The organism is Herbidospora yilanensis (assembly GCF_001570565.1).
Lineage (GTDB): Bacteria > Actinomycetota > Actinomycetes > Streptosporangiales > Streptosporangiaceae > Herbidospora > Herbidospora yilanensis.
Genome location: NZ_BBXE01000032.1, coordinates 38819 through 52198 on the forward strand (window position 1 = coordinate 38819; position 13380 = coordinate 52198).

The 13380-nt window shown below is 70.3% G+C and carries 11 protein-coding genes; 4 read left to right on the plus strand and 7 right to left on the minus strand.

Translation table 11 applies throughout. From position 1 onward, the window contains the following. Positions 1-257: 257 nt before the first annotated feature. Positions 258-713 carry a hypothetical protein gene (locus tag AW273_RS25430; RefSeq protein WP_062353001.1) on the minus strand — a complete coding sequence of 152 codons (456 nt, stop codon included), beginning with the start codon at positions 711-713 and terminating at the stop codon, positions 258-260. 222 nt (positions 714-935) lie between these two features. Between AW273_RS25430 and AW273_RS25435 the strand changes: the two genes are divergently transcribed. Together AW273_RS25435 and AW273_RS25440 are read left to right on the plus strand one after the other, a co-directional pair. Then, positions 936-2003 carry a sensor histidine kinase gene (locus AW273_RS25435; RefSeq protein WP_232327586.1) on the plus strand — a complete coding sequence of 356 codons (1068 nt, stop codon included), beginning with the start codon at positions 936-938 and terminating at the stop codon, positions 2001-2003. Then, complete coding sequence (locus AW273_RS25440; protein ID WP_062353005.1) at positions 2000-2662, plus strand: response regulator transcription factor; 663 nt, start codon at positions 2000-2002, stop codon at positions 2660-2662. The genes AW273_RS25435 and AW273_RS25440 overlap by 4 nt, the downstream gene beginning before the upstream one ends. 60 nt (positions 2663-2722) lie before the next feature. Here AW273_RS25440 and AW273_RS38105 read toward each other — a convergent pair whose 3' ends face one another. Together AW273_RS38105 and AW273_RS25445 are read right to left on the minus strand one after the other, a co-directional pair. Then, positions 2723-2974 carry an alpha/beta hydrolase fold domain-containing protein gene (locus tag AW273_RS38105; protein WP_198168358.1) on the minus strand — a complete coding sequence of 84 codons (252 nt, stop codon included), beginning with the start codon at positions 2972-2974 and terminating at the stop codon, positions 2723-2725. 291 nt (positions 2975-3265) lie between these two features. Next, positions 3266-3745: a GNAT family protein gene (locus AW273_RS25445; protein ID WP_062353017.1), complete on the minus strand. Its 480-nt coding sequence runs from the start codon at positions 3743-3745 to the stop codon at positions 3266-3268. 480 nt (positions 3746-4225) lie between these two features. Between AW273_RS25445 and AW273_RS25450 the strand changes: the two genes are divergently transcribed. Beyond that, positions 4226-6445 (plus strand): NACHT domain-containing protein, encoded by a 2220-nt coding sequence (locus tag AW273_RS25450; protein ID WP_198168348.1) that lies wholly within the window; start codon positions 4226-4228, stop codon positions 6443-6445. A 374-nt stretch (positions 6446-6819) separates the two neighbouring features. On the opposite strand, the gene AW273_RS25455 is transcribed toward AW273_RS25450, so the two are convergent. The 3 genes from AW273_RS25455 to AW273_RS25465 all read right to left on the minus strand — a co-directional run bounded on the left by AW273_RS25455 (position 6820) and on the right by AW273_RS25465 (position 8465). Beyond that, the gene (locus AW273_RS25455; protein WP_157556132.1) at positions 6820-7227 is read right to left on the minus strand and encodes a hypothetical protein; all 408 of its coding nucleotides are present in this window, start codon (positions 7225-7227) and stop codon (positions 6820-6822) included. Between the two features lie 95 nt (positions 7228-7322). Then, positions 7323-7640, minus strand: a complete 318-nt coding sequence (locus tag AW273_RS25460) for a hypothetical protein (protein ID WP_062353026.1) — start codon at positions 7638-7640, stop codon at positions 7323-7325. A gap of 327 nt (positions 7641-7967) precedes the next feature. Then, positions 7968-8465, minus strand: a complete 498-nt coding sequence (locus AW273_RS25465; protein WP_198168349.1) for an RICIN domain-containing protein — start codon at positions 8463-8465, stop codon at positions 7968-7970. Between the two features lie 458 nt (positions 8466-8923). Here AW273_RS25465 and AW273_RS25470 point away from each other — a divergent pair, with 458 nt between their 5' ends. Beyond that, the gene (locus AW273_RS25470; RefSeq protein ID WP_062353031.1) at positions 8924-9328 is read left to right on the plus strand and encodes a hypothetical protein; all 405 of its coding nucleotides are present in this window, start codon (positions 8924-8926) and stop codon (positions 9326-9328) included. On the opposite strand, the gene AW273_RS25475 is transcribed toward AW273_RS25470, so the two are convergent. Beyond that, positions 9329-13372, minus strand: a complete 4044-nt coding sequence (locus tag AW273_RS25475) for an nSTAND1 domain-containing NTPase (RefSeq protein WP_062353035.1) — start codon at positions 13370-13372, stop codon at positions 9329-9331. It abuts the gene before it with no gap. Positions 13373-13380: the final 8 nt, after the last annotated feature.

The window sequence follows — 13380 nt, forward strand, 5'->3', positions numbered from 1 at the left end:
GCGCTCCCCTCCCCCACCGGGCCCGCATCGCATGGACTTGGTCCCAAGGTCGGTGTGCACCAGCCGTAGTGGGAATCGTGTTTCACTCGTGGATGCACCCAGATGCGAAGACCGCGCTCGCCGCAGACGAACAAGCCATGTTCGCCCGCGCCGCCGCTGTCCCGGTCCGGCGCAGCACGCATCGTGCGCTCTATTCGCGACAGATTCGGCGATTCTGAAGAGCAGGCATTGGGGGCGACTTTCTCTCAAATCGCTTGTCAGACCTTCGTACTGCTGCGCAGTAATTTGCCGGCGCCCCAAGCGACGAGCCCGGTGACGGCACCGACGAGCAGACCTGTGAAAAGGCTGCTGAACACCGAGAACGTACGGATCACGAACTCCTCGACGCCCGGGGACAATCGGCCCTCGAGGTTGCCGCCGAGCGTCACGTCGTCCCCGACGCTGCGGTCCCAGAGGATCTGGTGACCGAGGGCCAGGAAGATGCCGTAGAGACCGCCGACCACGAGCAGCGTGAGGAACGGCTTGGGCACCCGGGCCATGACGGCGACCACCACCCAGACCAGCAGCGGCACGAAGACCAGCAGCAGATTGACGAAGTCGCCCTCCTGGATGGCGTCCAGGTCGTGCAGGACGACGCGGGGCACGGCGAGCAGGGCCAGACCGATCAGTGCGATCCATGGCAGTCCGAGAGCGCGGGATCCTTGCTTCTCCATGGTTTCGAACCTAGGGGGGCGGGCCGCCCGTGCCATCGGTCTGGCGTCGCGGCTGGCGTACGTCGAGAAGCGATCGCACAGTCGCCCCGCGACTACATCGTCAGGGACTCGCCGGGCCGCCGGAGGACCTAGCCTAGGCGCATGGATGGGCGCACGCGCCGGCTTCCGCCCTGGCTTGTGGACATCGTCATCGGCCTAGCGGTGGCGGCCACGCTGACTGCCGTGATCTCGTCCCGGCAGGGCGGCACGAAAGAGCCGGACGCGCTGGCCTACCTCTGGGCCGCCGGCCTCGGCGCCCTGATGCTCGCCCGCCGGCAGCACCCCCGTGCGGTGCTGCTGGTGAGCGCCTTCGGCCTGATCGCATACTACGTGGGCGGCTATCCGGCCGTCGGCGTCGGCATCCCGCTGGCCGCCGCGTTGTTCTCCGCCGCCGAGGCGGGCCGGCTGACGTCGGCGATCGTCACCGCCTCGGCGGTGCTCGCGCTCTCGCTCGTCTTCCGGCTGCTCTCCGGCCAGAGCGCCTCCTACGTGCTGGGCTACGACCTGGCGACACACGTGGCCTCCATGGCGATGGCGATCGCGCTGGGCGACAGCGTGCGCAGCCGCCGCGTCCAGCGCCGGCAACAACGGGAGATGACGGTGCTGCTGGCCCGTCAGCACGAGCAGGAATCGGAGAGCCGGGTCCGCGAGGAGCGGCTGGCGATCGCCCGGGAACTGCACGACTCGATCGGCCACACGGTCTCAGTGATCTCCCTGCACGCCGAGGTTGCCCGGGAGGCCGCGCCGTCCGGCCACCCCGCGCTGGACACCGCCCTGCAACGGATCAAGGAGGCCTCCTCGGCCTCGATGCGCGAGCTGCGGACCACGGTGGGGTTGCTGCGCTCGGCCGAGTCGGCCGGCCCCAAGTCGGTCTCGCTGAGCGACCTCACGACGGTGCTCGACACTGCCCGGTCGGCCGGGTTCGACGTGGAGGAGCGCGTCGAGGTGGAGTCCGGCACGCTGCCCCGCACCATCGACGCGGCGGCGTACCGGATCATTCAGGAGGCGGTGACCAACGTCGTACGTCACGCTCAGGCGAGCCGGGTCAGCGTGCTCGTCGCGGTCAACGGCGGGCGGCTGCGGGTGACGGTCGCCGACGACGGCGCCCCGCCCGCCAAACCGCGGCGTGGTGGGCACGGGATCGCCGGCATGACCGAACGCGCCACGGCGCTCGGTGGTTCGTTGCGCACCCGGCACGGGGCCGACGGTTTCGTCGTCGACGCCCACCTGCCGCTCGGGGGGGCCGCATGATCCGGGTCGTGCTGGTCGACGATCAGGAACTGGTCCGCGCCGGATTGCGCAGCCTCCTCGAGAACGACCTCGGTATCACGGTCGTGGCCGAGGCCGACAACGGCGTACGCGCTCTCGAGGAGGTCCGCCGGCACAGTCCGGACGTCGTGCTGATGGACATCCGCATGCCCGGCGGCGACGGCATCGACGCGACCGCCCGCATCGCCGCCGACGAAGAGCTAGGTCACGTCCGCGTGCTGATCCTCACCACGTTCGACGACCCCGGCGAGATCGACCAGGCCATCCGCGCAGGCGCCGCCGGCTACCTGCTCAAGGACATCAACTCGGAGTTCCTCCGCCAGGCGGTCCGCACCGTCGCGGCCGGCGGCAACATGCTCTCCCCCGCCGTCACCGCCCACCTCATGAAGCGCGTGGCCGAAATGGGCCGGCCCTCGTCCCAGGTCCACGACCCGCGCCTCGACGACCTGACCGAACGCGAACGCGAGATCCTGGCACGCGTCGGCCTCGGCGAGAGCAACCAGGAGATCGGCAAGGCCCTGTTCATCAGCCCGGCAACGGCCCGCACGTATGTCAGCCGCCTCCTCGCCAAGCTCCAGGCCCGCGACCGCACCCAGCTGGCGGTCATCGCCCACCGCTCCGGCCTCTCCACGCCGGAATGACTTTTGTCGTTGAGCACCGAGGTGATCTCACTAAATGGGTTAGGACGAGGACGGCGCGGGCTATGTCGCCGATTCGGATGCGGTCGGCGGTAGCGCGGTGAGCGACGTCGGCCTTGAAGGCGATCGAATCGAACTCGTGCGGGGCTCCGAGACGCCCGCGCGGCTCAGGTTGGCCGCGTACGCGAGGTCCTCATCGCGGAGGACGTCTAGCCGGCCCACCTCGATGCAGGCGGGCGGAAGGCCGGTGGCGTCTTCGAGCCGGGCCGGAGCGGCGGGACACCGGGTCCACCGGCGACCCCGCCGAGCAGCGATCGAGCATGATCAAAATCTGGTGGGCCCCGGATGAGCTTGCGTTGGTCGGTTATGCGGTTCAGGCCGTCGATGGTGAGGTAGCACAGGAAGGGGCCGGGAACGGTGAGTGGTCCGTCGGGTAGCCCGGTCTCGAGCGCTTCACGGATTTTCGCTCGGTCGGAACTGCGAATAGGGCAGCGGCCGAGCCAGTTGGGCCAGCAGTCTTGACGTTGAGGCACGGTGTAGTCGGGCGCGGCCGCCTCGGCCGGGGAGGAGGCGGCGGACTGGTGGTCGGCGTTGTCCATGGCGTTGTCAGATGTCGTGTTCGATGACCGCGCGCGGTGGGATGCGTTCGGCGGCGAGGCTTTTCCGGTCGAGCTTGGTGTGGGGACACGACCGGCCGTGCGCGGTGAATGCCGCTCCCGTCTCGATGCTCATGATCGGGAAGAACTTCTCGGCTTCCGGGGACTGTCCTGAGGTGACCCAGGCGTACGCGGGGCCGTCGCGCAGGGCGCGGTGGATCAGGCGGCGGCCGAGCCCTTGGCGTTGCCATTCCTGGTCGATGGAGATCTTGTTGATGCTGCCGCAGCGGCAGGCGTCGCAGACCTGCCAGACGAGGCGGGCGATGTCGTAGTCGCCGGGATCGTAGACGTAGATTTCGCGCAGGCCGGCCGGAAGTGCGGGCGGGTGGTAGACGAAGCGCAGCGGGGCGTGGGGTGTGGTGATGCGGGTCCACCACCAACGCAGGCGGGAGACCCGCGGGACGCGGATGGGGCTTCGGTCACGAGGCATGCGATCACCCTGCTGGGCGGTGTGGGGGGAGGTCAGTGTCGTCGGCGGCCGGGGTCGTGCTCGGCCAGTGCGGCGGCGCCGGCACTACGATTCGCTGCGAATGACAGCCGCAGATCTTCCGACCCCACCCCTCGCAGCTTCATCGCCCGACCAAGAGCCGGGTTCAGCCAGTCCCCATCAATCGGCCTCGACTGGACTTCGGGCCGCTCTCCGGTTATCTCGTGGACGACCCCATGACAATCAGGCCAGCGCCCACTCCGGAAACGCGCCCATGGACGTGCCGCCGCCGACAACTGGATGAAAGCTGGTTGTCCGGCCCGTTCGACGGTGTCGTGTTCGTGGCGTGTCTCGCGATGCGGGTTGGTCACAGTTTCGTTTCTGTCGCGGGTGGGCTGCCGCTCAAGCGTTCAGGATGCGGTCATGGCGAGGTGGGGTGGTTCGTGGCGGTATGCGCTGACCTGGTGGGCCGGAGTGGCCGGCGTGACCGGGCTGCTGGCGCTGATCGGCTGGGGCCTGAGCGGTGAAGAAGGGCTGCAGACGGCGGCGAACCTGGCCCAGTTGGTCGGCGTCCTCCTGGTCGTCCCGACGCTGCTGGTGCCCTTATGGCTATGGCGACGGCGCTCGACGGTACGGCCAGCGGTCACCTCCGCACACGTCGACCACGCAAAAGACGTGCTGGCCGGGCTGGTGGAACAGCAGTGGAAGACCGAAGCGACACTGCGCTCGCTGGATGACCCCGACCCGATCCCGGTGATCTGGCGCCAGACCGCCACCGCGGCGGTGATGGATCAGCCGGCCAACCTCACTCCCGGGGTGCAGCGGTTGACCGCCTCCAGCGACGACATCGCCACCCTGACCGGAAAATTCCGCAGCATGCGCCGCCGCCGCCTGGTCATCCTCGGCGGCCCCGGCACCGGCAAAACCACCCTGGCCGTCCAGCTGGTCCGCGAACTGCTGGCCACCCGTACCGCACATCCCGGCGAACCGGTGCCGGTGCTGATGTCGGTGGCCGGCTGGGATACCGAGGCCTTCCCCCGTCTGCACCAGTGGCTGGCCATCCGGCTCGATCAGGACTATCCCGCGCTGCGCGCGCCTGACCTGCCCACCGGGACGGCGGAGACGCTGGCGGCGCGCGGGCACATCCTGCCGGTCCTGGACGGGCTGGACGAACTGCCTCCCGCAGCGCAGCACGCCGTCATCGTGGCGCTGAACCAGTCCCTGGCCGACACCGATCAGCTGATCGTGACCAGCCGCACCACCGAGTTCAGCCGCGCCGTTGACGGCGCGGGAGACGTACTCACCTCAGCCATGGTCATCGAACCCCAGCCCATCACCCCGAAGACCGCCGCGGCCTACCTGAAGCGATGCCTGCCACCCCAGCCGCCGGCCGGTTGGGAGCAGACCCTGGCCGCGCTACGCGCCACACCCGCCGACATCGCCACACAGAATCCCAGCGCCACGCTAGCCGCGGTCGTCGGGACCGCCCTGGGTCTGTGGCTCCTGCGCGTCGTCTACATCGACGGCCGCGCCGATCCGGAGCCGCTGCTGGACCCCGACCGTTTCCCCGGCCCTGACCAGCTGCGCGGCCACCTGCTCGACCAGCTCATCCCCGCCCTCATACGCCGGCGACCCCTCAGCACCGACCCCGGGCACCTATTCCGGCCTCGCCGCCGCCACAACCCGCAAGACGCCACCCGCTGGCTCACCTGGCTCGCCTGCCACCTCACCCATCCCCGTACCCCCGACGGCCGCCCCCGCACTCGCGACTTCGTCTGGTGGCACCTCGCCCGCCACACCCTCGATGATGGCGTGCGTACAGAGGCCATATTCGCGGCGGCGGCGGCCGTGGGGGTGATGCTCGGGCTCGGGTTCGGGCTTGTCCTTGGACTCGCGTTCGGATGGGGGATCGGGCTCACATTTGGGTGCTTTTTCGCGGGCGTATTCGGGTTCGCGGTAGTAGGCGGAGGTGGAGAAGATCCAAGTTTGCTGGAGCCCGGCTACGCCAACCTCTCCCTTCACCACCGAGGGATAGAACTGGTTAAACGCCTCACAGGCGGGCTCGGGCTCGGAATCGGAATCGGGCTCTTTTCCGGGCTCGGGGGCGGTGTCATGGGCGCCGCGGTGAATGTGCTCACGGTCGGGCTCAGCGGAGGGCTTCTGGGAGCTCTTGTGGATGGGCTCGTGGGAGGGCTCGTGGGGGGACTCGCAGGAGGGCTCTTGGTCGGTTTCTTGATCGGACTTATCGGCTGGGCGGCATCACCTGCGCCGTTGGATCGCGTGAGCACGCCGGCCAAGTCATTGCGCGGTGACCGCACCCTAGTCCTCCTTCGGGCGACCACATACGCGCTCGTGGTCGGGTCCTTGGCCGGACCTTTGATCGGACCCTGGATCGGGTCCTCGGTCGGACCCCCGGCCGGGCCATCGGCCGGGCTCTTGTTCGGTCTCTTGATCGGGCTCGTGAGCGGACTCGTGAGCGCGTTGAGGCTCAAACACCCGGGCGGAGTGTCCTGGAGCTACCTCGTCGCGCTCAGTGTGCTGAATCTACGCAGAAAACTGCCCCGCAACCTGATGGCGTTTCTCGATGACGCCCACCGGCTCGGCCTCCTCCGCACTGTCGGGCCCATCTACCAATTCCGGCACGCCGACCTCCAGGATCACTTGGCCGCAGACCTCTCCCCCGCGATGAAGAGCGGAGGTTGAGGTCCAGAGGCAACGCCGTTCAGTTAAGGCGGGGCCGGTGGTGTTCATGGACCGCTTTCGAGCATGGTGATGCCGATAGTGGCCTTGTAGGTGGTCCGATCGATGGCGGGTCCCCGTGCGTTGTATCTGGAGATCGCGCGTTTGACGACGCGGTCGCTGGTACGGACCCGCCGGGCCGGCAGGAGCTGTGCCAGCACGTGGCGGCCGATGGTGCCGACCAGATCGACCTCAGTGCCGGTGATGACACCGGCCGCCAGGACGATCTGGTCGCGTGCGGCGGCCAGAGCGGTGGCGAAAGCGGCCCGGTCGGGGTCGGTGCCCGAGGACGGGATCGGTGGCGTCGGTCATCGCGGTCCGTAGCGCCTGGTAGGCGATCAGCAGGGCCCAGACCTCCTGCTCGACTCCCTGCGGAGTTCGATCTCCCAGCGCTCGTGGTAGAGCCGGACCAGTTCCAGGGCCGGGTAGAGGCCGGGGTCGGTGAGAGTGGGCAGCAGCCGGTAACGGCCGGTGCAGGCGCCGTGGACGGTGCGGATGCCGATCTCGGCGTCGATGACCCTGACGGTCAGCGCGCCCAGACGGGCCAGCGTGGAGCCGTCGCGGCAGCGGCGGCGGCGACCGGCCGGACTTGCAGCGCACCAGCAGATCGGCGCCGCGGCCGCACGATGGCCGGGCACGCCGGCGGCGGCGAAGTTCCGGTCGCCCGGCAGCAGCATCCCGGCCCGCAGATCCACAGCCAGCCGGCGCGCGTACTCCAGCTCACCCACCCGCCCCGTGTCGATCACCACCCGTGTCCGGCACGCCACCAGCGCGGTGAGGCGAAGCTGCGGGTATCAGCCCTTGACGAACAGACCACCGCCCTAATTGAACGGCGTTGCCTCTAGTCCACGGAGAAGCTCCCGGTGAGGGGCGGAACGTGGCTGCCGTGACCGGGCTGGATCGTGATGCTCTGGGTCATGCAGAACGGATCGAGATAGACGCGGACGGGCATGTCGGTCTGGTTGTTCAGCTGATGGCTGGCGAGCGGCAGTCTGTGACAGCCCGCGGGGTCGCTGTAAATCGACAGCGGAGTGAACTCGGTGCTGAACACGACCACCTGGCCGGTGGCGGCGTGGGCGGGGATCGGAGCGCCCAGCACACTGACGACGGAACTCGCAGCCGCCAAAACGATGAACCCCAGCCGGGACTTCGAAGACATCCGTGCTCCAGTGAAAAGGGCCCGCGTATCGGGCCGGCATCACTGGTATTCCATGATCCTTTGCTCCGCCAGCGGGCTACTGGAGATCTTGGTCAAGTCAATACCTCCGACGAGGATGCCGGCTGACGTCGCGCCGTGAAGCGGTCATCGCGCGCACCCCCTGCCGGCGTCCCCGATCGGCTGTGGTTACGGTCCGCGACTACGGCCAGACCTGACACGGCCCCGAAGAAGGGCTCGCGCACGGCGGCGGCGTTGAAACGTTCATCGCCCGCACCTGACCGGACTCCACTCGGCCCGAGATTCGTCCGGCCAGGTCTCGGCGAATTCTCAGGCGAGCGTGAATTGGGCGTGGAAGGAACTGGCGACGGAGGAGCTGTTCACCGCCGCCCGGGCACCCGAGGACAACGAGCCGCCCTCGACGTTGAGGTACAGGACCGGGCAGCAGATGACGCGGATGTTGTACAGGTCCTTGGTGCCCAGATTGCCGATCTTCAGGACCTGGTAGCGCTGGGTGGTGCTGTTGGCGAAATCGCAGTCCCACTGCATCATCCAGCTACCGTTGACCCTGGTGGGCGTGGTCAGCAGCTCAAGGCACTTGCCGCTGTTCAGGTTGATCCACTGGACGTAGCAGTTGGCGCCGCACGGCCGGTTCATGTTCCAGAGCTGGTTCGGCGCGTTCGTGCAGGGAGCCTGCTGGATCGGCGCGCCGTTGGCGGTGGAGGAACCGGCCACTTCCAGGCACATGTCGCTGTGCCGGGCGCGGAGGACGAACGCGCCGATCACGTCGGCCGACGCCGGAGCGGACGGCACTATCAGACCGAGCATCAGCACTATGACGGCGATTGAGGACATTGCGGTTCTCCGCGGGAAACGCATTTCACATACCTCCTGACGGTCTCGTGACCGTCAGGGTCGTCGACGAATCACGGCAGGTAAATTCCTCAGGGCCGGTACGCGATGCGACGACGCCGATGTGCGTTCTGCTCGATGTGACCGTCCGTGAAGTCGATCAGGCTGCACTGCTGCAGATGCCTCTGTGGAGTCGATCGCGACCCCGCCGCTCCCGTGCCGATGGCCACCGGCCGTCGGGTGCCGCTGGAGGATCCCGATCCGTGGACGAGCGGCAGTGGCGAACCGTCGTGGACCGCGGATGATCCGTGCCCGGCCCCAAAAGCGTCCGTCTCGGACAACCTCTCGTAGCGGCCTGACCAGCCGATATAGCTCGCGTATAACCCGATGGCCCAGCGTTCTGCCCGTCAGGTCAACCGGCATGAAGGAGCGGAATGCGAAAGATCCACAAGCTGGCCGTCGTCGCGGGGTCGATCTCGGCGCTCGTCCTCGGAGCAGCACCGCCGGCCATGGCCGCCAGTTCGAGTTGCTATATCCCGCCGGCCTGGACCACCTGCACGACGGGAACGGTGTCGGCCAACTCCTCCACCCACGACCTCATGATCATCGCCACGAACTGCCCAGGCCCGCTGGGGGGCAAGACTCTGGCCATCAAGCTCCAGGACGTGGGCACCGGACAGTACTTCTGGCATTCGTCCGTCCCCTACGGCTACGCGCGGTACGCCAAGGTGTCCGGCCTCTACGGCAGCTACAAGCTGCGTCTGGACGGCGAGCCCGTCCGTTACGGCTCGATCAACAACGACATCGGCAACTACACGCTGGGCCTGCGTGCCTGCTGATCAGCCGCAGGTCGCCTGACGGGGGAGCCCGGCGGCGTAGGTGTCCCACTCGGCGGGGGTGAGGTCGCGTCCGGCCGCCCGGCACAACCGGGTGACCGCCTCGGCGGGGTCGAGGGGCCAGCGGATGATGCGGCCGGAGTCGTCGCCGCTGATCAGTTCGCCCGCCGGGGTGAAGGCGAGGGTTTTGATCGGCAGGGTGGGACCGGTCAGCCGGGCGAAGGGGCGTCGGCTGGCCAGGTCCCACACGATGATCGTGCGGTCCTCCCCGGCCGAGGCGAGCAGCCGTCCGTCGGTGCTGAAGGCGACGGCGTGCACGGGGGCGGTGTGGCCGGTGAAGGTGTCGAAGGTCCGGCCGGCCGGGTCGTGCAGTTTGACGGTACGGTCCGAGCCCGATGTGGCGATCGTCGCCCCGTCGGGGCTGAAGGCGACGTCCAGGATCGACCCGTGGCCCGGTCGTACCCGGGAGATCTCCTGGTCCGTGCCGGTGTTCCAGAGCAGCAGCAGGTCCGACGGGCCGGCCGAGACCAGCAGCGGGTCGCGCGGGCTGTAGGCCACGACCGTCGACAGGTACGCGGACGCGTCGAACGGTGTCTGCTTCGGTTCGGCGGGGTCGGTGACGTCCCAGCGGAACCGGGTGAGCGCGGTCGTCACCAGCGACCGGCCAGACGGGTCGAACGCCACGCTGGTGGTGGCGCCCGTGCCCGCGTAACGGGTCTCGCTCAGCCGCCGCCGGGTGGGCACGTCCCACAGGGTGAGGCTGTGGTCGCGGCCGACGGCCGCCAGCAGCCGTCCGTCGGGGCTGAAGGCGATCGATCTGACCTGGTCGGAATGTCCGTCGAGGACGGCGAGGGGGCGTCCGGTCAGGTCCCAGAGGCGGACGGTGCGGTCGCTTCCGGCCGAGGCCGCGGTCGTCCCGTCGGGACTGATCTGGAGGTCGTTGACGGCCCCGCTGTGGCCGCCGAACAGCGGGACGGCGTGCTCGCGCACCACGATCGAGGCGCCCATGCCGCCCGAGGCGAGGCGGGAGCCGTCGGCGCTGAGGGCCAGGGCCCGGGTCTCGGCCCTGCTGCGGTCGAGGTAGGTCTCCACGGGCTGCCGGCGGGTCAGGTCCCAGATGGTGATCATCCCGTCCTCGTCGGCCACCGCGACCCGGTCGCCGGCGGGGGCCGACACCTCCCAGGCGTAGGGGCCGTTCGTCGGCAGGGTGAACTCGGCGGTGACCTCGTCGCGGGTCAGTCTCCAGAACCGGGCGCCGCCGGTGTCGGAGGCGGTGACCAGCGTGTCCCCGGACACGATCACCCGGTGCACGTGCCGGGTGGGCACCGTGGCGTGGCGGCGGCCGGTGCCGACGTCCCACACGACCGGTTCGTCGGGCCCGGTGGCGACCAGTAGGGAGTTCCCCGCGGCGAAGGCCAGGGAGCCGATCGACGGGCCGCGGGTGTCGATCGTGCGGTGGGCGCCGCCGGGCAGTGTCCACAGGTCGATGGTGCCGTCGTCGTGGCCGGCCGCGACCGTGCGGCCGTCGGTGGAGAACGCCATGGCGGGGGTCAGGTCGGTGAGCCGTCGGGTGAAGACGGCCTTCATCGTGGTGGTGTCCCAGACGACGATCGAGCCGCGCGCCTTGTCCACGGCCGGTGCACGGGCGGTCGAGGCGAGGTAGCGCCCGTCGCCGCTGAACGCCACGGTCCTGGCGTAGAGGTTCACCTCGCCCAGGTGGTCTTTCAGCGTGGCGATCCGGCGATGGTCGCGGTCCCACACGGCGACCGTGCCGTCGACCCCGGCGGCGGCCATCATCCCGCCGTCGGGGCTGAAGGCCAGCGCGTAGACGCCGGAGCCGTCAGGCTTGACCTCGACGCGCCGCCGGGCCGCCGCCGCGACGCTCAGCACCCCGCCGACGGTCTCGGCGTCGGCGGTGAGGCGGTGGGCGGCGACCGCGAGCAGGCCGGCCAGGCTCGGGTCGGTGTCGAGCAGGAACCGGGCCGTCAGCGACAACCGGCCGGAGGCCGCGATGTGCTGCTGGCGCTCGGCTTCGCGGCCCTGGCCGACCGCGACGCCGCCGCTGACGAAGGCCAGCAGGAGCAGCGCCGCGATCCCGGCGACCATCCGCTTGAGCAGCCGGTTGCGGCGGCGCACCGCGACGATCTCGTCCTGCTCGGCCTCCCGGGACGCGTTCAGGAAGGCGGTCTCCAGGGCGTTCGGCTCGCCGGGGTGCTCTTCCGCCCACGTACGGGCGGACGAGAGCCGCGCCCCCCGGTAGAGCATGCCGGGGTCGCGGCCCTGGCCGTCCCAGAGCCGGGCGGCGTCGGTGACGCCCCGGTGCACCAGCAGCGCCGCGCGGTCGTCGGTGAGCCAGCCACGCAGCCGGGGCCAGTTCCGGATCAGCGCCTCGTGCGCGACCTCGGCGGAACCGTCGCCGAGCGTGACCAGCCGGGCGGCGGCCAGCCGCAGCAGCACCCCGGTGACCACCGGTTCGGCGGCGAGGCCGACCAGTTCGGCGGAGGAGACCGGGCGGCGGGTGTCCTCGGTGCCCTCCCCCAGGGCCGACAGCCGCAGGAAGATGCGCCGGGCGACCTGGCGTTCCTCGGGGCCGAGGCCGGCGTACACCTGCTCGGCGGTCTGGGCGACGGCACCGGCGACGCCGCCGGTGCCGTGGTAGGCGTCGAGGCTGAGCAGGGTGCCCTCGCGGGCCCGCCAGGTCTCCAGGAGGGCGTGCGAGACGAGCGGCAACCCGCCCGGTTCGTCGACGGCGGCGGCGACGATCTCGGCCAGCAGCTCGGGCTGCACCCGCAGCCCCGCCCGCGCGGCCGGGCCGACGACGATGTCCCGCAACTCGGCCGTCGACGGCGGCCCCACCAGCACCTGGGCCTCGCCGCCGAGTGCCTCGACGAGGTCGGGATAGCGGGTCAGCCGCCCCAGGAAGTCGGCCCGCACACCCAGCACGACCCGCCGCCCGGGCTCCAGCAGCCGGGCCACGAACGCGCGCCGCTCCGCCTCGTCGGCGCAGAGCGTGAAGACCTCCTCGAACTGGTCGACGACCAGCAGGACGCCGGTCTCCGCCGACACCTGGGCGAGCGGATGCTCCCCCGGCGTGACCAGCACGCTGCCCGGCCGCGCCCCGACCAGCCCGGCCCGCAGCAGCGACGACTTGCCGCTGCCCGAAGCGCCGAACACCGCCACGAGCGGCAGCCGGTCCGACAGCTCGACCAGCCGGTCGCGCAGCGCCTCCCGTCCGAAGAACCAGGCGGCGTCCGCCGCCTGAAAGGCCGCCAGTCCCCGGTACGGGCACTCGCCGCTGTCGGCGGGAAGGGGGATCAGCTCCTCGTCCCCCCGCAACATCGCCTCGTGCAGCCGCCGCAGTTCGAGGCCCGGCCCGACGCCGAGCTCCCGGTCGAGCACCTCCCTGGCCTCGTGGAAGCTCTCCAGCGCCTCGGCCTGCCGGCCGGAACGGTAGAGCGCCAGCATCAGCCGGCCGCGCAGCCCCTCGCGGAAGGGATGCCGCCGCACCAGCTCGGTGAGCTCCGCGACGCTGTCGCCGGGACGACCGGCCCGCAGCATGGCGGCCGCCCACGACTCGGCCGCGGCGAGCCGGGCCTCCTCAAGAACCCGCGCGGCCTCGGAGACCGGCGGGCAGTCGGTGAACCCCTCGAACGCCTCCCCCCGCCAGGTCCTCAGGGCCTCGCTCAGTCTCTTGACGGCCAGTTCGGCCTCCCCGGCGGCCAGCGCCGCCACGCCCTGAGCCGTCAGGTCACCGAACCGGCGGGCGTCGAGCGCCGGGGCGTGGAGGGTGTAACCGCCGGGCCCGCGCGTCAGCACGTCGTCGCCCAGGATCCGGCGCAGCCGGTGGACGTACAGATAGAGGTTGTGCCGCGCCGACGCGGGCGGCCGGTCGCCCCAGACCGCGTCGACCAGCGCCTCGGCCGAATGAGGCCGCCCGGCGCCGGCCAGCAGCACGGCGAGCGTCAGCCGCAGCTTGCGGCCGTCCCCGAGAGGGACCGCACGCCCGTCCCGGATGACCTGCAACGTTCCCAGGACATTGAACTCCACCCGGCTCC

Excerpts from the sequence above, each read along its gene's own strand:
- AW273_RS25470 (WP_062353031.1), top strand. The coding sequence starts at position 8,924 with ATGCGAAAGATCCACAAGCTGGCCGTCGTCGCGGGGTCGATCTCGGCG.
- AW273_RS25460 (WP_062353026.1), bottom strand. The coding sequence starts at position 7,640 with ATGTCTTCGAAGTCCCGGCTGGGGTTCATCGTTTTGGCGGCTGCGAGT.
- AW273_RS25440 (WP_062353005.1), top strand. The coding sequence starts at position 2,000 with ATGATCCGGGTCGTGCTGGTCGACGATCAGGAACTGGTCCGCGCCGGA.
- AW273_RS25445 (WP_062353017.1), bottom strand. The coding sequence starts at position 3,745 with ATGCCTCGTGACCGAAGCCCCATCCGCGTCCCGCGGGTCTCCCGCCTG.
- AW273_RS25430 (WP_062353001.1), bottom strand. The coding sequence starts at position 713 with ATGGAGAAGCAAGGATCCCGCGCTCTCGGACTGCCATGGATCGCACTG.
- AW273_RS25465 (WP_198168349.1), bottom strand. The coding sequence starts at position 8,465 with ATGCTCGGTCTGATAGTGCCGTCCGCTCCGGCGTCGGCCGACGTGATC.